Source organism: Arthrobacter sp. MYb227, from assembly GCF_002975435.1.
GTDB lineage: Bacteria > Actinomycetota > Actinomycetes > Actinomycetales > Micrococcaceae > Paeniglutamicibacter.
Window position 1 is genome coordinate 1 of sequence record NZ_PCPT01000010.1, and the last position, 19,173, is coordinate 19,173.

General features: G+C 55.6%; 16 protein-coding genes. 11 read left to right on the forward strand and 5 right to left on the reverse strand.

Features of this window, described 5'->3' with window-relative positions; translation table 11 throughout:
* Nucleotides 1-504: 504 nt before the first annotated feature.
* Entirely contained in the window at nucleotides 505-2,508 is a 2,004-nt protein-coding gene (locus tag CQ018_RS15760; RefSeq protein WP_105550979.1) for a M13 family metallopeptidase, read from the forward strand.
* Between the two features lie 77 nt (nucleotides 2,509-2,585).
* On the opposite strand, the gene CQ018_RS15765 is transcribed toward CQ018_RS15760, so the two are convergent.
* A complete protein-coding gene (locus CQ018_RS15765) occupies nucleotides 2,586-3,476 on the reverse strand; it encodes an alpha/beta fold hydrolase (RefSeq protein ID WP_105550980.1) in 891 nt (296 codons plus the stop codon).
* Between the two features lie 97 nt (nucleotides 3,477-3,573).
* On the opposite strand from CQ018_RS15765, the gene lysS reads away from it, so the two are divergent.
* The 5 genes from lysS to CQ018_RS15785 all read left to right on the forward strand — a co-directional run bounded on the left by lysS (nucleotide 3,574) and on the right by CQ018_RS15785 (nucleotide 9,086).
* Nucleotides 3,574-5,094 carry a lysine--tRNA ligase gene (lysS, locus tag CQ018_RS15770; RefSeq protein WP_181149926.1) on the forward strand — a complete coding sequence of 507 codons (1,521 nt, stop codon included), beginning with the start codon at nucleotides 3,574-3,576 and terminating at the stop codon, nucleotides 5,092-5,094.
* A gap of 1 nt (nucleotide 5,095) precedes the next feature.
* Nucleotides 5,096-5,260, forward strand: a complete 165-nt coding sequence (locus tag CQ018_RS20105; RefSeq protein WP_181149927.1) for a hypothetical protein — start codon at nucleotides 5,096-5,098, stop codon at nucleotides 5,258-5,260.
* 132 nt (nucleotides 5,261-5,392) lie between these two features.
* On the forward strand, nucleotides 5,393-5,713 hold the full coding sequence (locus CQ018_RS15775; protein WP_105550981.1) for an Lsr2 family protein: 321 nt from the start codon (nucleotides 5,393-5,395) through the stop codon (nucleotides 5,711-5,713).
* A 228-nt stretch (nucleotides 5,714-5,941) separates the two neighbouring features.
* On the forward strand, nucleotides 5,942-8,455 hold the full coding sequence (locus CQ018_RS15780) for an ATP-dependent Clp protease ATP-binding subunit (RefSeq protein ID WP_105550982.1): 2,514 nt from the start codon (nucleotides 5,942-5,944) through the stop codon (nucleotides 8,453-8,455).
* Between the two features lie 124 nt (nucleotides 8,456-8,579).
* Complete coding sequence (locus CQ018_RS15785; protein ID WP_105550983.1) at nucleotides 8,580-9,086, forward strand: amino-acid N-acetyltransferase; 507 nt, start codon at nucleotides 8,580-8,582, stop codon at nucleotides 9,084-9,086.
* On the opposite strand, the gene CQ018_RS15790 is transcribed toward CQ018_RS15785, so the two are convergent.
* Nucleotides 9,083-10,090, reverse strand: coding sequence for an A/G-specific adenine glycosylase (locus tag CQ018_RS15790; protein ID WP_105550984.1), 1,008 nt, complete (start codon nucleotides 10,088-10,090; stop codon nucleotides 9,083-9,085). The genes CQ018_RS15785 and CQ018_RS15790 overlap by 4 nt on opposite strands.
* A 59-nt stretch (nucleotides 10,091-10,149) precedes the next feature.
* On the opposite strand from CQ018_RS15790, the gene CQ018_RS15795 reads away from it, so the two are divergent.
* Nucleotides 10,150-10,791, forward strand: a complete 642-nt coding sequence (locus tag CQ018_RS15795; protein WP_105550985.1) for a hypothetical protein — start codon at nucleotides 10,150-10,152, stop codon at nucleotides 10,789-10,791.
* Between the two features lie 40 nt (nucleotides 10,792-10,831).
* Here CQ018_RS15795 and disA read toward each other — a convergent pair whose 3' ends face one another.
* The 3 genes from disA to CQ018_RS15810 all read right to left on the reverse strand — a co-directional run bounded on the left by disA (nucleotide 10,832) and on the right by CQ018_RS15810 (nucleotide 14,596).
* Nucleotides 10,832-11,908 (reverse strand): DNA integrity scanning diadenylate cyclase DisA, encoded by a 1,077-nt coding sequence (gene disA / locus CQ018_RS15800; RefSeq protein ID WP_105550986.1) that lies wholly within the window; start codon nucleotides 11,906-11,908, stop codon nucleotides 10,832-10,834.
* Between the two features lie 118 nt (nucleotides 11,909-12,026).
* Entirely contained in the window at nucleotides 12,027-13,412 is a 1,386-nt protein-coding gene (gene radA, locus CQ018_RS15805; RefSeq protein WP_105550987.1) for a DNA repair protein RadA, read from the reverse strand.
* A 56-nt stretch (nucleotides 13,413-13,468) separates the two neighbouring features.
* The gene (locus CQ018_RS15810) at nucleotides 13,469-14,596 is read right to left on the reverse strand and encodes an aromatic acid exporter family protein (protein ID WP_105550988.1); all 1,128 of its coding nucleotides are present in this window, start codon (nucleotides 14,594-14,596) and stop codon (nucleotides 13,469-13,471) included.
* Nucleotides 14,597-14,824: 228 nt separating this feature from the next.
* On the opposite strand from CQ018_RS15810, the gene pstS reads away from it, so the two are divergent.
* From pstS to pstB, 4 genes are all read left to right on the forward strand, one after another.
* Nucleotides 14,825-15,943 carry a phosphate ABC transporter substrate-binding protein PstS gene (gene pstS, locus CQ018_RS15815; protein WP_105550989.1) on the forward strand — a complete coding sequence of 373 codons (1,119 nt, stop codon included), beginning with the start codon at nucleotides 14,825-14,827 and terminating at the stop codon, nucleotides 15,941-15,943.
* Between the two features lie 145 nt (nucleotides 15,944-16,088).
* Entirely contained in the window at nucleotides 16,089-17,021 is a 933-nt protein-coding gene (pstC, locus tag CQ018_RS15820; RefSeq protein WP_105550990.1) for a phosphate ABC transporter permease subunit PstC, read from the forward strand.
* Complete coding sequence (gene pstA, locus CQ018_RS15825) at nucleotides 17,021-18,181, forward strand: phosphate ABC transporter permease PstA (protein ID WP_105550991.1); 1,161 nt, start codon at nucleotides 17,021-17,023, stop codon at nucleotides 18,179-18,181. Before pstC ends, pstA begins: the two co-directional genes overlap by 1 nt.
* A 55-nt stretch (nucleotides 18,182-18,236) precedes the next feature.
* Nucleotides 18,237-19,016 carry a phosphate ABC transporter ATP-binding protein PstB gene (gene pstB / locus CQ018_RS15830; protein ID WP_105550992.1) on the forward strand — a complete coding sequence of 260 codons (780 nt, stop codon included), beginning with the start codon at nucleotides 18,237-18,239 and terminating at the stop codon, nucleotides 19,014-19,016.
* The last annotated feature ends 157 nt before the right edge of the window (nucleotides 19,017-19,173 follow it).

Below are 19,173 nucleotides of genomic sequence, written 5' to 3' on the forward strand. Positions count from 1 at the left end.
GAGAGTAGGTCACCGCCGGACATAATTTATGTTCCAGAACCCCCAAGCCAAGGCTTGGGGGTTCTGATGTTTAACCACCCACCCACCCATGAACACGGCGTATAGGACAAAAAGTGTGTCTGCCCCGGGCATATCACCCGATCACCACCACCGTTGAGCCACCCCAACACATCGTTAACACCCGATAGCACCCATCCCAGCATCATATTCTTCGAGCGTTCCACCCCTGGTGGAACGCTCTACCTCGTTAAAAGAGTTATGCATACTTCGCGCATGACGGGCAGCAGCAAAACTGACTGTATCCACAGGTGCTGTGGATAACTATTGACGCGAGAGTTAGCCCAATGCGATCTGTGGATCTTGCCCATCACGCCGAGGGAGTAACGAAGTAAAAAAGATATCAAATCTTTGCTTCATAAGCGTAAGGTGGTTCGTTGAGACCTAGAACCAATTCCTTGATTCCGGCGAGGCCGGAACGAACATAGTTATAAGGACAGGACGATTATGAGCACCGATCCTTCGAAGACACCAGCTGCCGAACGCGAAATCTCAGCGGAAAACCACCGAGATGACAGTGTGCGCCCACAAGATGATCTGTATCGCCATGCAAATGGTGCCTGGCTCAATACTGCGCAGATCCCCGCTGACCAAGGGACCTACGGCTCATTCATGGCCTTACGGGATGATTCCGAGGAGGCTGTGCGTGCAATCATCGAAGAGGCTCAATCCGAAATCGGTCAGTCCGCGAACGAGTCCGATCCACGCAAGCTGCGCATTGCAAATATCTATGCAAGCTTCATGGATGAAGAGCGGATCGAGTCCAGCGGCGTCGAACCAATTCGGGACGATCTGACCAGCATCTATGCCACAGCAAACATTAGCGAGCTGCTCCAACTCGCAGGGTCGTTGTACCGTCGCGGGGTTTCAGGATTCCTTCAGGTAGGCGCTAGCTCGGACGCAGGTGCTCCAGAGCGAAACTTGCTCACCTTTATCCAAAGCGGACTGGGCCTTCCCGACGAGTCATACTATCGCGAAGAGCAATTCGCAGAACTGCGCGCGGAATACGAAGAGCACCTGACTCGGTTATTGAGCCTGGGCGGTATTGAAGCATCGGATGCCGCAGCTAAATCGGTGATGGAACTCGAAACAGTGCTTGCCTCGCATCACTGGGATCGGGTCAAATGTCGTGATGCTCAGGCCCGATACAACCTTATGACCAATGCCAAGCTCCTTGAACTGATTCCTTCTCTTGGGCTCTGGCTTCAGGGCGCTGGAATCGCCGAGAAGTACTATAACGAAGTTGACGTATGGCAGCCTAGCTACCTCGCGGGTCTTGAGGAAGCCTTGCAGGGCGTTGAGGTAGCTACCTGGCAGCACTGGCTTGCCGTACAACTGATCCGCTCAAATGCACCGTACCTTTCCAGTGCATTCGTAAACGAAAACTTTGACTTCTACTCGGCCAAGCTTTCTGGTGTGCAGGAACTGCGGGAACGTTGGAAGCGCGGTGTTGCATTTACCGAAGGCGCGGTGGGTGAAGACATCGGTCAACTTTATGTGGCCGAGCACTTCCCGCAGCGCAGTAAGGACAAGATGGAAGCATTGGTTGCTAACCTTACCGATGCGTACCGGATCTCCATTGGTGAACTTGAATGGATGAGCCCGCAAACCAAGGAAAAGGCACTCGAGAAGCTTTCGATGTTCCGCTCCAAGATAGGCTATCCGAACGAGTGGATCGATTACTCAGCAATCAACACGGTTGCAGATAACGTTATTTCCAACATTGCTGCCTCAAATGAATTTGATTTCCTGCGTGAACTGAAGAAGATCGACGACGGAGTGGACCGTGAACTGTGGTTCATGTACCCGCAGACGGTCAACGCTTACTACCACCCACTGCTCAACGAAATTGCATTCCCGGCAGCCATTCTACGATTCCCATTCTTTGATGCGGATCGGGATGCAGCGGCAAACTATGGAGCCATTGGCGCCGTCATTGGCCATGAAATCGGCCACGGATTCGACGACCAAGGTTCCCAATTTGATGGGACCGGTGAACTAAAGAATTGGTGGACCGATGAGGACCGGGCGGCCTTTGAAACACTGACCGGGAAGTTGGTGGACCAGTACGATGCGTTGGTTCCACCTGAAGCCCCCGAGCACCACGTGAACGGAAAACTCACACTCGGCGAGAACATCGGCGACCTCGGAGGTCTGGGCATCGCCTACACGGCCTACAAGCTAGACCTCGCCGCCAAGGGAATTGAAAACGACGAGATCATTGACGGGCTCACGGGCGACCAACGCTTCTTCTATTCGTGGGCCGAATGCTGGCGTACATTAATGCGCCCGGAGACCATGGTTAACCGCATCACCACCGATCCACACTCACCAGGTGAATTCCGCTGCAACCAGGTGCCCAAGAACATGGATGCATTCCATGAGGCATTCGGCACCAAGCCCGGCGATGGTATGTGGATGGCACCCGAAGACCGCGTCAAGATCTGGTGATAAGTAACTTCTGACAGCATCAGAAAATCAATAATGAGTTTAGGTTCTTGGGCTCCTCACGCTTGGAATCCAAGAACCTAAACTTTTTGATCGTCTATAAAATAGTCATTTATTTCACCCAATAGATCTTTGAAAGCTGCCGGCACGGAGCCATGCATGCCCTTGGGTGTTTCCACATAGTGGGAACCTGGCACTGCCCGATGAAGTGCCTGCGCGGTGGCGCGGAAGTATGCAGCACTCTTAGACCCGGCCATGAAGCAGGTGTTAGTCGGGAGTTTTGCGAACCGTTGGGCAGGGTGTGATTCCTGTAGTGCTGCGCTTAACTCTCCAACCCCTGTGGGCAGCAGGGCTCTTGTCGCTTTGCCTGCACCGAATCTAGAAGTTCCAGCAATCAAGAGCGCCAAAATGGGTTGTGGAACCCTACTTAGAGTGGGAGAGAACTGCATGCCGCGTTGCATGCGAGCAATAGCACGACCGGTTCTTCCCGCCTGTACGTCAAGCTCGAAATGCTTCATCCAAGCGGTATTTACCGATGCATCGATATTGATTGCCGGATCATATACGGCCAAACGCTGGGGTATTAGGGACTTGTACTCTTCGGCCGAGGCACTTTTTTCAATGAATTCTCGTACCGCGTTCAACACAACAGCCCCACCGAGTGAATGACCGAAGAGGTTTTGTGCACCGGTGTGCCGCAGCATCAAGGCAACATCGGAGATTTCCGTGTCCATGCTGTAGTCGGGTGGTTGTTCCGATGAGTTTCCGCGTCCGCGCCTGTCATAAACATCGATAGCCCAGTTATCGCCGAATTGAGTGCTCAGCGCTGCGGCAAAGGGTCGATAGATCAGAGCTGTGAGAAAAGCACCGCCGACTACCAAGACGCGCCTGTGGCCAGGTGCCTGCCCATTGCCATATGAGTACAGGGCAAGGTGGCCGCCGTCTGGGGTTTTTAGTGTGCTTTCTTCCATGGTGAATCCATCCTAGCCAGCGCGGGGAATAAGTGCTGTGGTGTCTCTGGACACCTCGCAGCCCACGCACAGCAAATGCAACGTAGAATTGCATATTGTGACTGCCGAAATTAAAACCCCCGCTGCCAAGAATCCCGACACCAACGATCAGCGTCAGGTGCGTATGAATAAACGCGCCACCTTGTTGGCTCGGGGCGAAGAAGCCTACCCGGTTGGAGTTGCACGTACGCACTCCCTCCAAGAAGTTCGTGAAGAGTTTCCCGAACTCGAACCGGACACGGCAACTGGCAAGCAGGTTGGCATTGTTGGACGCATAGTCTTCATGCGCAACACCGGCAAGCTCTGCTTCGCCACACTTCAGGAAGGCGGCCCAGACGGTACCGGCGTGCGCCTGCAAGCAATGCTGTCCCTGGCCAATGTTGGTGAAGAACGCCTTGCCGACTGGAAAGCGCTAGTAGACCTCGGTGACCATGTCTTGATCACCGGTGAAGTCATTGCCTCGCGCCGTGGCGAACTTTCTGTCATGGCCACCGAGTGGCAGATGGCGTCCAAGGCCCTACGTCCGCTACCGGTGCTTCATGCAGACCTCAATGAGGAAACCCGAGTGCGCCAGCGCTACGCAGATCTGATTGTGCGCGATGAAGCCCGCCAGATGGTTTACAAGCGTGCGGCAATCACCCGTGCGGTACGCGATACCCTGCATGCACGTGAGTACGTTGAGGTTGAAACCCCAATGCTTCAGCTGATTCACGGTGGCGCATCGGCCCGACCGTTCGAAACACACCTGAATGCCTTTGATCAGGATATGACCCTACGCATCGCAACCGAGCTATTCCTCAAGCGTGCCGTAGTGGGTGGCATTGACCGGATCTTCGAAGTTGGACGTATCTTCCGAAACGAGGGCGTTGACTCGACCCACTCACCGGAATTCACCACTCTAGAATGCTATGAAGCATACGCGGATCAGTTTGTGATGGCCGATCGCATCAAGGAAATTATTCTCAATGCGGCAGATGCTATTGGTGCAGGGCGCGTCATTGAAACTTCTAAGGGCACCATCAACCTCGATGGTGACTGGGCCTGGCTGGCAGTCTACCCGGGACTTTCCGAAGCCGTAGGCCAGGAAATTACTCCTGAAACCGACGCTGAAACTCTTCGTGGAATTGCCGAAAAGCACTCGGTAAAGGTTGACCCTAAATGGGGTGCCGAGAAATTAGTGATCGAATTGTTTGGTGAAATTGTCGAACCAAACTTGATCAACCCGACATTTGTTTATGATTACCCACCGGCCGCCCAGCCACTTGCCCGTCCGCACCGCAGCAAGCCCGGCGTCATTGAAGCCTGGGACTTGATCATTGGTGGCATGGAGCGTGGCACCGCCTTCTCCGAACTGATCGACCCGGTCATTCAGCGTGAGCGTCTCACCGAGCAGTCGCTCATGGCAGCAGATGGTGACGATGAGGCAATGCAGCTTGATGAAGACTTCTTGCGTGCACTGGAATACGGTGCTCCACCGATGGGTGGCATTGGCCTGGGCATTGACCGGCTAGTCATGCTGTTTGTTGACACTGGCATTCGTGAAACAATTCTCTTCCCACTGCTCAAGCCGGAGGCATAACATGCCCTATGTTGAAGCTTTGCTACCAACAATAGTTGTTGCACTCGTTTTTTGGTTTGTTATTCGTGCTGTATCAAACGTTGATAGAACCGAGCGTATTGCTGAAGCTGAAGTCGACGAACAAATGAATTCGATCAACGAAGAGTCTGGCAATAACGGTCAATAGTCTGACAGTTTGCCAAGTATTTTAGTTTCTACTTGTTACATTATGGGCTCTTGTGTTTATGATAATAGAGAACATGTGGATTGATACCGTTATTTGATTCATGTGTAATCCCAACAACACAAGGAGTAGCTAGTGGCACGCCAGGTTCAGATCGCGCTGATTGACGATATTGATGGCTCCGAAGCAACAGAATCCATCGTGTTTGGTATTAGTGGGCAGCACTACGAAATTGACCTAAATGAAGGAAATGCCGACGCGTTCCGTGACGCCTTGAAGCCGTACATCAAGGTTGCACGTCCCTCGAAGCAGTTCACTCCGAAGGAAGCTCCGGCCATTCGTGCCTGGGCCAAGGAGAACAACATCAAGGTGAATGCTCGTGGCCGCCTTCAGGCTGAAGTGATTTCGGCTTACCACGCCGCGATGGCCAAGAAGTCGCGTTCGAAGTCTAAGTAAAAGACTTCTTTGCGCTTATGCCTTTCACAACGAAGGTTGGGCGAAGGTAAGGCCGGGAACTAAATATTCAAATGGGGTCCGATCCATCGAGGATTTGGCCCCATTTGACGTTAATTCTCATTTCTTTGAACGCCGAGGGTGAACATTGTTATCCCTTGGGCGAACATTCCCCACGAGCGTGTATTTGATGCGTAGCATCGAAATACGTGTTAGCTAGGAGTGTGCCGCATGTTTGAGAGATTTACCGACCGTGCCCGTCGCGTTGTCGTGCTTGCCCAAGAAGAGGCGCGCATGCTCAACCACAACTACATCGGAACCGAGCACGTATTGCTCGGCCTGATTCATGAAGGTGAAGGCGTCGCTGCCAAGGCCCTTGAATCGCTGAACATATCGCTTGGTGCGGTTCGCGAACAGGTTCAGGAGATAATCGGGCAGGGCCAGCAGGCACCTTCCGGTCACATCCCCTTCACCCCGCGTGCCAAGAAGGTTCTTGAACTTTCCCTGCGTGAAGCGCTACAGCTAGGCCACAATTACATTGGCACCGAGCACATCCTGCTCGGCCTGATCCGCGAGGGCGAGGGCGTTGCCGCCCAGGTCTTGGTGAAGCTCGGCGCGGATCTGTCCCGCGTGCGACAGCAGGTTATTCAGCTGCTCTCCGGATACCAAGGTGGTAAGGAAACCGCAGGTGCCGGAGTTAGCTCCGGTGGCCAGACCGAGGGCACCCCTGCGGGCTCCGCGGTGCTTGACCAGTTTGGTCGCAACCTCACCGCAGCAGCACGCGAAGGCAAGCTCGACCCGGTCATTGGCCGCGAGTTCGAGATGGAACGCGTTATGCAAGTCCTCTCGCGCCGCACAAAGAACAACCCGGTACTCATCGGCGAACCAGGCGTTGGTAAGACAGCGGTAGTCGAGGGTCTAGCCCAGGCAATCGTGCGAGGCGATGTCCCAGAAACCATCAAGGACAAGCAGCTTTACACCCTTGACCTTGGTTCCCTGGTTGCTGGCTCCCGTTACCGCGGTGACTTTGAGGAACGCCTGAAGAAGGTGCTCAAGGAAATCCGCACCCGCGGCGACATCATCTTGTTCATCGACGAAATCCACACCCTCGTTGGTGCAGGTGCAGCCGAAGGCGCAATCGATGCAGCCTCGATCCTCAAGCCAATGCTGGCCCGTGGCGAACTGCAGACCATTGGTGCAACAACTCTTGATGAATACCGTAAGCACATCGAGAAGGATGCAGCGCTCGAGCGCCGTTTCCAGCCGATCCAGGTCAAGGAACCTTCGGTTGAGCACACCACGCAGATCCTGCGTGGCCTGCGTGATCGCTACGAGGCACACCATCGCGTCTCGATCACTGATGGTGCACTTGCGGCGGCAGCGCAGCTTGCGCACCGCTACATTTCCGACCGATTCCTTCCGGATAAGGCCATCGACCTGATTGATGAGGCAGGTGCGCGCCTGCGCATCCGCCGCATGACCGCCCCTCCGGCGCTGAAGCTGATGGACGAGGAAATCGCCACGGTTCGTCTGGAAAAGGAAGCCGCAATCGACGCTCAGGACTTCGAAGGTGCCGCAGCCTTGCGTGACAAGGAAGGCAAGCTTCAAGAAGCCCGTGCCGAGAAGGAAAAGGCTTGGAAGAATGGTGAACTCGATGAGATCGCCGAGGTTGATGAGGAACTCATCGCCGAAGTTCTTGCCAACTCCACCGGCATCCCGGTCATCAAGCTGACCGAGGAAGAATCCACGCGTCTGCTGAACATGGAAGATGAGCTGCACAAGCGCGTCATCGGCCAGGACCAGGCAATCAAGGCTATTTCTCAGGCAATCCGCCGTACTCGTGCGGGGCTGAAGGATCCGAACCGCCCCGGTGGTTCGTTCATCTTCGCCGGTCCGACAGGTGTTGGTAAGACCGAGCTGGCGAAGGCTCTGGCAGAATTCCTCTTTGGTGAGGAAGACGCACTGATCACCTTGGACATGTCCGAATACTCGGAAAAGCACACCGTCTCACGTCTCTTCGGTGCCCCTCCGGGCTACGTTGGCTACGAAGAAGGCGGCCAGCTCACCGAGAAGGTTCGTCGTCGTCCGTTCTCCGTTGTCCTCTTCGATGAGGTCGAAAAGGCTCACGCAGACCTGTTCAACTCGCTGCTGCAGATTTTGGAAGACGGCCGTTTGACCGACTCCCAGGGCCGCGTGGTGGACTTCAAGAACACCGTGATCATCATGACCACCAACCTTGGTACCCGCGACATTTCCAAGGGTGTGATGACCGGCTTCCAGTCGGCCACCGACACCAAGACCGGGTACAACCGCATGCAGGCGAAGGTCCAGGAAGAACTGCGCCAGCACTTCCGCCCCGAGTTCCTGAACCGTGTTGATGATGTCGTGGTCTTCCCGCAGCTGACCCAGGAAGAGATCGTTCAGATTGTCGATCTGTTCCTTGGCCGCTTGCAGAAGCGTCTTGACGATCGCAACATGACAATCGAGCTCTCCCCGGCCGCCCGTATCCTGCTGGCAACCCGCGGCTACGATCCGGCAATGGGTGCTCGTCCGTTGCGCCGCACCATGCAGCGCGACATTGAAGACCAGCTCTCCGAGAAGATCCTCTTCGGCGAACTTGTTGCTGGTCAGCACATCAAGGTTGACGTCGAAGGCGAGGGAGACGAAGCTACATTCACCTTCCATGGTGAAGGCGGAACCCCGCAGATCGAAGGCGAGCCGGCACCGGTAGCCATCGAAGGCTAACGTTTCAGATAGATTCAAAAGAAAAGAGGGCTTGTAATCCAGCAAGGATTACAAGCCCTCTTTTCGTCGTGGGGTCAATGCCTTGATGCAAGGAAGCAAAGAATATTGGGCATAGGATGATTTCATGAGTTCCTATACCGTCAGGCGTGCCCGTACCAGCGATGTGAAACATATTCGCAACCTAGTCAGACCACTGGCCGAGGGACGGGTGCTATTGGAAAAGGAAGCGGTTGCCTACTATGAAAACCTGCAGGAATTCTTTGTAGCCGAAGATAGCCAAGGCAACGTTATTGGTTGCGGTGGATTGCACGTGATGTGGGAAGACATTGCCGAGGTGCGGACTCTTGCCACCGACGGTGCCTGGCGCGGACAAGGTGTAGGCCATCAAATTCTTGACCGGCTCCTGCTCGAAGCCCAAGAACTTGGTGTTTCACGCGTCTTTTGCCTGACATTTGAGGTTGATTTTTTCGTGCGTCACGGCTTTGGTGTGATGGAAGAGCAAAGCGCGGTGGATCCGGAAGTTTATTCCGAACTGCTTCGCTCGACCGATGAGGGCGTCGCCGAGTTCCTTGACTTGGCTCGGGTAAAACCCAATACGCTGGGTAACACGCGAATGATTATTCGCTTTTAGTCCGGAAGGCTAATGCCCTCTGCAGCCTGCTGAGCCAGCCCATCTGCCAATAGTGAGCTCAAGGCCCGTTCGCGTTGTGCCAGCTCGGCAGGCAGCGAATGCAGGGTCACCCATGCCTCATGTGTGGGATCTCCAACCCGGCTCAGCGCACCGATCTGTGCGTTGCCAGTAGCAACCCCAAGATCCGGGGTGCCCAGCAGATCTGCACGGTCCACCGGTCGCGAGGAATTACGTAAGACCGCCATCATGGCACCGCGTACCTGTCGATCGGTTCCGTGCCATGGCTGACCCTTGGGAACATAATGCGGTTCGGGACGCCCGGCATCGATCCACGCGCAGTGGTTCATGACCGGGCAATCTTCACAGCGTGGGGAACGTGCGGTGCACACTAGCGCGCCAAGTTCCATCACACCAATATTCCAGGTATTGGCAAGAGGCGTGTTCGTTGGAAGAACCCTGGCGGCAAGGGCGAGCTCGGCAGCGTTTTGATTTTGTTCGGGTAACGCCTTGCCGCTGATGAGCCGGGCATGTACGCGGCGAATATTAGTATCAACAACAACCGTTGGTTCCTTGAAAGCAAAGCACGCAATTGCCGCTGCCGTGTAGGTCCCAACACCGGGCAATGCCAGCAGCTCGGCCTCGGTACCCGGAACCACCCCAGCATATTCTTCGGTAATCAATGTTGCCGCGGCATGTAGACGCAGTGCCCGACGCGGATAGCCTAGCCGCCCCCAGGCCTTGAGCGCTTCGGAGACCGGTTCCGCGGCCAAATCTGCCGGGGTTGGCCACCGTTTCATCCAGATCTCCCATACCGGCAGCACACGGACCACGGGAGTTTGTTGGAGCATGAATTCGGAGACCATAATGGCCCACGGCGTTGCCGTTTCTTCTCGCCAGGGCAAAATCCTGGCATTGCTGTGATACCAGTCGGCGATTTCCCGGTGCAGAAGCGGCAGGGCAGATTGTGGCACGAAGATCCTTGGAATTGCTAAATGGGACACCATTACTCTAGCTGGCGGCGTGGGAGCCACTACGAAGCGCAATCGGTTCGTAGCCTTGGTGTATGTCTGAAAAGTCGGTCCGCCCCTCTCGTCCCTCCGCGCAGGTGTTTCGCCGGCGCCGTCTAGCGGTACTCATCGCCGGGCTGTTGGTCATTGGGTTGCTGGTGTGGGGCGGCATTGCATTGGCCGGGGCGCTGCGCCCGGGCACCAGTGATACACCAACGCAGCAAGATTCCCAAGGTAATACACCAAAGGCCGATGAGCCCGGCACACAAGATCCAGCGGCGGAAAACAATGCCGATCCCAGTGCTTCAGCGACAGGATGCGTTGCCGAAGACGTAAGTGTTGTGGCTTCAACATCTCAATCAACGCTTGGTCCGTCGCAAAACCCTGTATTGATCATGACAATCAAAAATGAGGGTAAATTCGCCTGCACGGTAAACGTTGGAACAAGCCAGCAAGAATTCACCGTCATGAGCGGCAGTGACAGAATATTTTCAACTTCTGACTGTTTGGCGGATCCCCGCGACGTTGAAATCATCATGCCGGCGGGTAGCAGTGAAACAGCGCGTTTTACTTGGGAACGCGTACGTAGCGCACCTGGTTGCAAGGTAGTTGCAGCAAAGCCGCGCCCCGGTTGGTATGGATTTACTGCCAAACTTGGGAATCTGACAAGTGCAAAGGCAAGCTTCGAACTGAAGTAAGCGGCGTTAGGTAAACGGCCAAAGCGCTAACGTGAAAATGCTAGATGAAACGGTCCAGTAGGGAAGTTTCGGCAATCCTTGAAAGTCCTTCACGCACGGTACGGGCGCGCTGTTCACCGATGCCTTCCACTGCCATCAGATCCTCAATATTGGCTGCCATGAGCCGTTGCAGACCATCAAAACTCGTGACGAGTCGATCAGCAACAGTACGTGGAACCGACTTGATGCCAGCAAGTAGGCGGTATCCCTTGGGAGCGACGATTGCTTCAAGCGAATCAATACCAGGAGTAACGCCGAGAATTGCTGCGAACTTTCCAAGATCAATCAGATCTGTGCTGTCCAACGCCTGCATTTTGAGCAACGCTGCATCAATATCAAGTTCTTCCTTACCCAGTCCCGAATAATCCTTCAGGACAAGGTCCGAGCCCGGGCCAAGACCCGCGGAAAGCTCATCAAGCTGCAACGCTAAAAGTCGTCCATCGGAACCGAGTTCAAGAACGTATTGCGCGATTTCTTCGGAAATTCGACGCACCATCTCCTGACGTTGCAGCACAGCTGCAACATCCCGCACCGTAACAACCGCCTCGATTTCCGCGGCAGATAGGGCGTTGGTGACTTGATCAAGGCGTGCCCGGTAGCGTTCGAGGGTTGCCAGTGCCTGGTTGCCACGAGCCAGTACCGGTTCGGATCCTTCTAGTACATAGCGAATTCCCTTAACATACAGGGCAATGATGTGCATTGATTGGGATACCGAGACCACGGGGAAGCCGGTCTGAATTGCAACGCGTTCGGCGGTACGGTGACGAGTACCAGATTCCTGGGTAGGGATCGAGTGATCGGGCACTAGCTGTACGCCGGCACGCAAAATACGGGATCCATCCTTATCACAGACTATTGCCCCATCCATTTTGGCTAGCTCACGTAGCCGGGTGGGAGAGAACTCGATATTGATATCGAAACCACCGGAACAAATCGCATCGACAACCTTGTCGTGCCCTAAAAGTATGAGCGCACCTGTCCGACCACGCAGAATTCGTTCGAGGCCATCACGGAGCTCAGTACCGGGTGCCACCCGTGCCAAGGTAGTTTTTAGCGCTACTTCAGGGCTCTTGGGCATGACCAGTTCCTTCCGGCGGGATTAATACAATGGTATGGCCATGGCATGGGTGCTTAGCGCGTAAAGGGTCACTATCGACAGGTTTTGGTACAGCTTCGTTACAAAGAGTGCTCAAAATCTAGTTCTTTACACGCTGCTCAAAGGCAATATTGAGCGCCTCATGCACCGAAGAGACGGTAAAGACCCTGATTGAGTCGGGAATGTTCTTTGGTGGGTGGGGAGAATCTGGGACCATTGCGTAGCGAAAACCAAGTCGTTCTGCCTCGATGATGCGACGACCAATTTCCGGTACCGGCCGAACTTCACCGGCAAGCCCTACCTCTCCGAAAGCAACAAATTGTGGGGGCAACGGATGATTATGCATTGAAGAGGCGAGAGCCAAAGCGGTTGCTAGGTCGGTTGCCGGCTCGCTGAGCTTGACCCCTCCTACTGTTGCAACGTAAGAGTCCAGGCCGCTGAGCTCCATTTTTGCTCGTGACTGTAGAACCGCAAGGATCATCTGGGTACGGGCAGCATCAAGACCACTTGTGGCCCTGCGGGGAATGGCACTTACCGAACGCGAAAGTAGCGTCTGAACCTCTGCGACCAACGGACGACGACCCTCGAGGGTGACAGTGATGCAGGTGCCCGGTACCGGGTCTTTGGTGCGAGTGACAAAGAGCCCGGAAGGATCGGCAAGCCCATGAATGCCGGTTTCGGTCAGATCAAAACAGCCAACCTCATCTGTGGGTCCATAACGATTCTTCAAGGCACGCAATAGCCGCAATCGGGAGTGGCGCTCGCCGTCGAACTGACACACAACATCAACGAGGTGTTCAAGCAAGCGTGGTCCAGCGATAGAGCCTTCCTTGGTGACATGTCCAACCAACACTGTTGTCATATTGCGGCGTTTTGCCGCATTGATAATCGATGCTGCAACCTCGCGGACCTGGGAGATGCCGCCAGCAGTGCCATCGACCTCCGCGGAGGCCAGGGTCTGGACCGAGTCAACTATCAATAGTTCGGGATCGATCTTCTCAACCTGTCCCAAGGCAATGCCAAGGTCGGTTTCGGCGGTGAGGAAAAGGGTTTCGGCAAGCGCATCGATGCGTTCGGCGCGCACCTTGACCTGGGCCGCAGATTCTTCACCGGTAATATATAAAACTTTGCGATTGGTTCGGGCAGCACGGGCTGCAACATCAAGTAGCAACGTGGATTTACCAACCCCGGGTTCTCCGGCCAGTAGGATCACAGCACCGGGAACAAACCCACCGCCCAAGACGCGGTCGAGCTCATCGACCCCCGAAGGGCGGTAAGAAGCAGTGGATGCATCGATTTCGCCGATGGGTTGTGCAGGTACCGCAATATTTGAGGCAACGGTGGTCTTGGCGCTTACCGCACCCATTTCTTCAACCGTGCCCCAGGCTTGGCATTCGCCGCAACGGCCAACCCACTTCACGGTGCTCCAACCGCATTCACCGCAACGGTAGGAGGGAGTGGATTTGCTGCGTGAAATCTTTGCCATGTGCTTGATGCTAGTGCCTGGAACCGACAATTTGGGTCTGCACGTTGAGCTGTTCGCTAGAGGCGCGGTAGTAGTGCCACAGCGTCCTCGTGTTCAAGTCCCGCGGCCTCGAGCAAGTCAACAACCAGCGGACGCAATAACAGGATCATTCCTTCGCCCTGTAGACCACTTACATGCAAAGAATCCGGATCAAGCTGAAAGGCGCAATCGGAAAGCTCACGCTTAGCCCGAGCAATGGCCCGTTCATACCCCGAGTCCGTGGGCTCCAATATCGCTTGGCCCAGCGCATCCACTGCCTCGGAGAGTTCGGTAAGTAACCCGGAGACGGTTTCCACACCCCGGTCGCTGAGCGCCGCATGGTTGATCACTGTGGTCAGACGCCTAGCCAAAACTCGCGCATTTCTTACGGCAAGGTCCACCTTTTCGGCTGAAACATCGAGCCGGTCAACATCCGAGCGGTGCCTGCGCCGCAACGGTGCAAGGGTAGCTACCTCGCGGGCAGTCTTGAGCTCAGCGGGCAAGGCATCCATCAATGGTTGGGTGGCGCGGGCGCGGACCAACGCGTGGAAAGCCAAGGTCGCATCGGACTTACTCACTGCCCGGCCGCATTCATGCAAAACTCCCGAAAGCTCGGAGAGTAACTTCGCAAGATCCGCCATTGGCGCTCGGCGTGGGTCACGCGGCAGCAACATTAAGATAAGCAGCGCACATACGGAACCAACCACGGCGTCGAGCGAGCGGGCAAAGGGGCCAGCCTCGCCAATGGGCAACAACACCACGAGCAGTGATTGCAAACCCAATTGCATGGTAAAAAGTGGGCTTGAGTCTATAAAACGCGCAATCAAGAGGGACACAAACAGCACCAGTGAGGCCTGCCAGAGGCCAGCACCCAGAGCGGTGAGCATTAAATCGCCGACCGCCACGCCCAGCGTGCAACCAATAGCGACCTCTAGGGTGCGCCGCAGCGTTGTTTGTGGGCTAAACCCTAGAGCCAGTAGCCCACTGGTCGCGGCAAAAATGGGATCAACGTGCCCCAACAGCTGCTCGGCAATCCAATAGGCAAGGACCGCACACATAGTCATCTGGAGGATTTTGGGCAGCGACGTGCGTGCTCGCCGCACACCAACCCGGCTGCGACGTTTGAGGAAGCCCCAGCCTGCAGCAATCGAACTCTTCACGCCCATGGCCCTAAGTCTGTCATGTGCAGGTGGATCACCCTCAAATTCAAGACAGTGAGCCGAAACACCCCAATATCTTTAGCTTGTTCACCTTCCGTTCACCTTCAACGCAACCTCTGGTTACCTAGGCGGCATAACTTCGTATTGAAGCGATGCGCCAGCGAGTGCATCGTCGGGTACGAACCACGACGATTCGGACCACCATTGATAGGTATTTTGAAAGAGGAAAAACTCGTGAAGCTTCAACGCATCGGCAGCGCGGCTGCTGTTCTTACCGTCGCCGCACTGGCACTGACCGCTTGCGGTTCGGACAGCCCGACCGCCGCGGCCACTTCCGGCGCCGCAAGCTCCGGCGCTACCGCGGCTGCCGTTTCCGGCACGCTGACCGGTTCGGGCGCATCCTCGCAGAAGTCGGCAATGGAAGCCTGGAAGGCCGGCTTTGAGGCCGAAAACGCCGGCACCATGGTGCAGTACTCCCCGGATGGCTCCGGTGCAGGTCGCAAGGCATTCTTGGCTGGCGGCGCACAATTCGCAGGCTCGGATGCCTACCTCAAGGACGAGGAAATCGAAGCTTCGAAGAGCATCTGCGGCCCGGATGGCGCCTTCAACGTCCCGGCCTACGTTTCACCGATTGCCGTTGCATTCAACCTTCCGGGTATCGAAACCCTGAACCTTGACGCACCAACAATCGCCAAAATCTTCAAGCTTGAAATCACCAAGTGGAACGATCCTGCAATTGCTGCAACAAACGAGGGTGTCACCCTTCCTGATACGGCAATCACCGTTGTTCACCGCAATGACGAATCCGGAACCACGGAAAACTTCGTTGACTACCTACACACGGCTGCCAAGGATGTGTGGACCTACGACGTCTCGGGCGACTGGCCCAAGGACCTCTCCAGCGAAAATGCCAAGGGTACCTCGGGCGTCGTGGCAACCACCACCGGCACCGAAGGCGCAATTACCTATGCGGATCACTCTGCAGTAGGCAAACTGGGCACCGTGAATGTGAAGGTCGGCAGCGACTTCACCAAGATCTCCCCCGAAGCAGCGGCCAAGGGCGTCGAGGCAGCAACTCCCGTTGCCGGGCGTAGCGCACTAGATATGTCTCTGGATCTCAAGCGTGATTCCACCGAGACCGGCTCATACCCGATCATCCTGGTCTCCTACCACGTCTTCTGCTCCAGCTACAAGGATCAGAACACCGTTGATTTGGTCAAGGCATTTGGCGAGTACGTCCTCTCGGACGCCGGCCAGAAGCAGGCAGCCGAGTCGGCTGGTAACGCACCACTTTCGACAAAGATGAGCGAAACCGCAATCAAGTCGATTGAAGCAATCAAGGTTGGCTCCTAGCTAACACTTTGGGTCGGTTCCCGGGATGACCACTTGTTGGTGATTCGGGAGCCGACCACTCAAGTTTGTTTTTCCCCTCCATATCCCACGCGTTCGGCCACCCGATCCCCGTATTCGGACGCACAAAATTCTAAGGCTCACCTACATGACCAGCAACGCGCTTCGGCGCCAAGGATCTAAGGGACAGGCCGGAGACAAAATTTTCTCCGGTGCCGCGCTGGGCGCGGGCATCTTGATCCTCATCACACTTTTTGCTGTGGCAATTTTCCTGCTCATCCAGGCCTTGCCAACATTTACCGCTAACCCGGCATTGATCACCGGTGGCGAAGGATTCGCCAGCTACATTTTCCCGATCGTCATCGGTACCGTGATTGCAGCATCAATCGCGCTACTGATTGCCACCCCGGTAGGCATCGCCGTAGCGCTTTTCATCTCCCACTATGCCCCGCGCAAACTCGCTGCGGGTCTTGGCTATGTCATTGACCTGCTAGCCGCAATCCCTTCGGTTATTTACGGTGCTTGGGGCTACCTAGTTTTGGCTCCGGCCCTTGTGCCTTCCTACCAATGGTTGGCCGAGAACATGGGGTTCATCCCGCTCTTTGGCGGTCCGGCCTCACAAACCGGCAAGACGATCCTCACCGCCGGTATCGTACTTGCGGTAATGGTGCTTCCAATCATCACCTCGTTGAGCCGCGAAATCTTCCTCCAGACCCCTAAGCTCCATGAGGAAGCCGCACTGGCCTTGGGCGCAACGCGCTGGGAAATGATCACCATGTCGGTGCTTCCCTTCGCTCGGCCCGGAATTATCTCTGCGGTCATGCTCGGTTTGGGTCGCGCACTGGGTGAAACCATGGCGGTAGCCTTGGTGCTCTCAACCGGTGGTCTGATCCCATCGCTGATCAAGTCCGGTAACCAGACAATCGCTGCGGAAATTGCTTTGAACTTCCCCGAAGCGTTTGGCTTGCGACTTTCCGAACTGATCGCAGCTGGTTTGGTGCTCTTTGTCATCACGCTGGCCGTCAACCTGATTGCTCGAGCCATTATTGCTCGCCACAAGGAATTCTCGGGGGCCAACTAATGAGCAGCACAGCCACAAACCAAGCTAAGACCACACGAGCTAACGGGTCGTCGAAGACTCCGCAGGCTCCGCTTCCACGCAAACGTAACTCGCTAGCCAAGGGACACTTACCACGCTTTGCTGTTCTGGCAATTGCGGCCGGTGCCCTGGTGCTCGGTGCCGCGTCCTCAACACTTACCGGCTTTTCGATTGCTTCGTTTGCCATCTACAGCGCAATAATCTTCGTTTTGGCCGGAAGCATTATCACCACGGTGGTTGAAGGACCACGACGCGGAAAAAATGCGCTTGCCACATACCTTGTGTACGGTGCCTTCCTGCTGGCCTTGATTCCGCTGGCCTCGGTATTATTCACGGTCCTGCAAAAGGGTCTGCCGGGAATCAATATGCATTTCCTGTTCCATTCAATGAACGGCGTCACCGGCGCGATCGATAACGCAAGCGTAGAAAACGGTACTCCGGTCCTTGGCGGCGCCTACCATGCTGTGGTTGGCACTCTGCTGATCACCCTGTGGGCAACGTTGATCTCCGTGCCGGTGGGCATGCTCACCGCCGTATACCTTGTTGAATATGGCAAAAATGGTCCGCTGGCCCGCGCCATCACCTTCTTCGTCGACGTAATGACTGGTATCCCTTCGATCGTTGCCGGCCTCTTTGCCACAGCGCTTTTTGCGGTACTGCTGGGCCCCACCGCCCGCATGGGTATCGTCGCGGCGGTAGCCCTGAGCGTCTTGATGATTCCAACAGTGGTTCGCTCCACCGAGGAAATGCTCAAGATTGTTCCCAACGAACTACGCGAAGCATCCTACGCGCTGGGCGTGCGCAAGTGGCGCACCATCACGAAGGTAGTAATCCCCACGGCAATCTCCGGTATCGCCTCCGGTGTTACCCTTGCCATTGCCCGTGTCATCGGCGAAACCGCACCAATCCTTGTCACCGCGGGTCTAGCAAATAACATCAATGCGAATGTCTTTGGTAACTGGATGGCCACCCTGCCAACCTTCATTTACTACCAAATCATCACACCAACCTCACCGACGAACATTGACCCTTCGATCCAGCGTGCCTGGGCTGCGGCTCTGTTGTTGATCGTCATGGTCATGGTGCTCAACCTTGGTGCCAGATTGATCGCTAGCCTCTTCGCCCCCAAAAAGGGCCGTTGAGCCGTAAGGCTCCGGACCCTTCGATACCCCCAAAATTTTTAAGGAATAAGAAAAAATGTCAAAGCGCATCGACGTCAAAGACCTCAATGTCTACTACTCCAAGTTCTTGGCAGTTGAAGATGTAAATATCGGAATCGAAGCAAAATCTGTTACCGCTTTCATCGGCCCCTCGGGCTGCGGCAAGTCAACGTTCCTGCGCACCCTGAACCGCATGCACGAGGTTATCCCCGGTGGTCGCGTCGAGGGCGAAGTACTGCTCGATGGCGATAACCTGTACGAATCCGGTGTTGATCCGGTGACCGTGCGCTCGCAGATTGGCATGGTCTTCCAGCGCCCCAACCCGTTCCCCACCATGTCCATCAAGGACAACGTACTGGCTGGGGTCAAGCTCAACGGCAAGAAGATTTCCAAGTCCGATGCTGATTCACTGGTTGAAAAGTCCTTGCGTGGGGCCAATTTATGGAACGAGGTCAAGGACCGCTTAGATAAGCCCGGCTCGGGCCTCTCCGGTGGGCAGCAACAGCGTCTGTGCATCGCCCGCACCATCGCCGTAAAGCCACAGGTAATCCTGATGGATGAGCCATGCTCGGCATTGGACCCGATCTCCACCCTGGCCATTGAGGATTTGATCAATGAACTTAAGAGTGAGTTCACCGTGGTGATCGTGACCCACAATATGCAGCAGGCGGCCCGCGTGAGTGATAGGACGGCGTTCTTCAATATCGCCGGAACCGGCAAGCCAGGCAAGCTGATCGAATACGCGGATACCGCGACGATCTTCTCCAACCCGTCGGTCAAGGCCACCGAGGATTACGTCTCCGGTCGCTTCGGATAAGTCTCAGCGATCAAATGGCTGAGCTAATTACATAGAACTTCGCACCCCGGGCCCCTCAGGGGGTTTAGGGAGCGGTACCGGGAGGGGGATCTTCCGGGGATCCTGGAGGGGATCACAGTGGCGGGGTAGTGCGCGTAGGATGCGCACTACCCCGCCA

Excerpts from the sequence above, each read along its gene's own strand:
- CQ018_RS20105 (WP_181149927.1), top strand. The coding sequence starts at position 5,096 with ATGCCCTATGTTGAAGCTTTGCTACCAACAATAGTTGTTGCACTCGTT.
- CQ018_RS15760 (WP_105550979.1), top strand. The coding sequence starts at position 505 with ATGAGCACCGATCCTTCGAAGACACCAGCTGCCGAACGCGAAATCTCA.
- CQ018_RS15780 (WP_105550982.1), top strand. The coding sequence starts at position 5,942 with ATGTTTGAGAGATTTACCGACCGTGCCCGTCGCGTTGTCGTGCTTGCC.
- pstC (WP_105550990.1), top strand. The coding sequence starts at position 16,089 with ATGACCAGCAACGCGCTTCGGCGCCAAGGATCTAAGGGACAGGCCGGA.
- CQ018_RS15810 (WP_105550988.1), bottom strand. The coding sequence starts at position 14,596 with ATGGGCGTGAAGAGTTCGATTGCTGCAGGCTGGGGCTTCCTCAAACGT.
- CQ018_RS15765 (WP_105550980.1), bottom strand. The coding sequence starts at position 3,476 with ATGGAAGAAAGCACACTAAAAACCCCAGACGGCGGCCACCTTGCCCTG.
- CQ018_RS15785 (WP_105550983.1), top strand. The coding sequence starts at position 8,580 with ATGAGTTCCTATACCGTCAGGCGTGCCCGTACCAGCGATGTGAAACAT.
- disA (WP_105550986.1), bottom strand. The coding sequence starts at position 11,908 with ATGCCCAAGAGCCCTGAAGTAGCGCTAAAAACTACCTTGGCACGGGTG.
- CQ018_RS15795 (WP_105550985.1), top strand. The coding sequence starts at position 10,150 with ATGTCTGAAAAGTCGGTCCGCCCCTCTCGTCCCTCCGCGCAGGTGTTT.
- pstA (WP_105550991.1), top strand. The coding sequence starts at position 17,021 with ATGAGCAGCACAGCCACAAACCAAGCTAAGACCACACGAGCTAACGGG.
- pstB (WP_105550992.1), top strand. The coding sequence starts at position 18,237 with ATGTCAAAGCGCATCGACGTCAAAGACCTCAATGTCTACTACTCCAAG.
- CQ018_RS15790 (WP_105550984.1), bottom strand. The coding sequence starts at position 10,090 with ATGGTGTCCCATTTAGCAATTCCAAGGATCTTCGTGCCACAATCTGCC.
- radA (WP_105550987.1), bottom strand. The coding sequence starts at position 13,412 with ATGGCAAAGATTTCACGCAGCAAATCCACTCCCTCCTACCGTTGCGGT.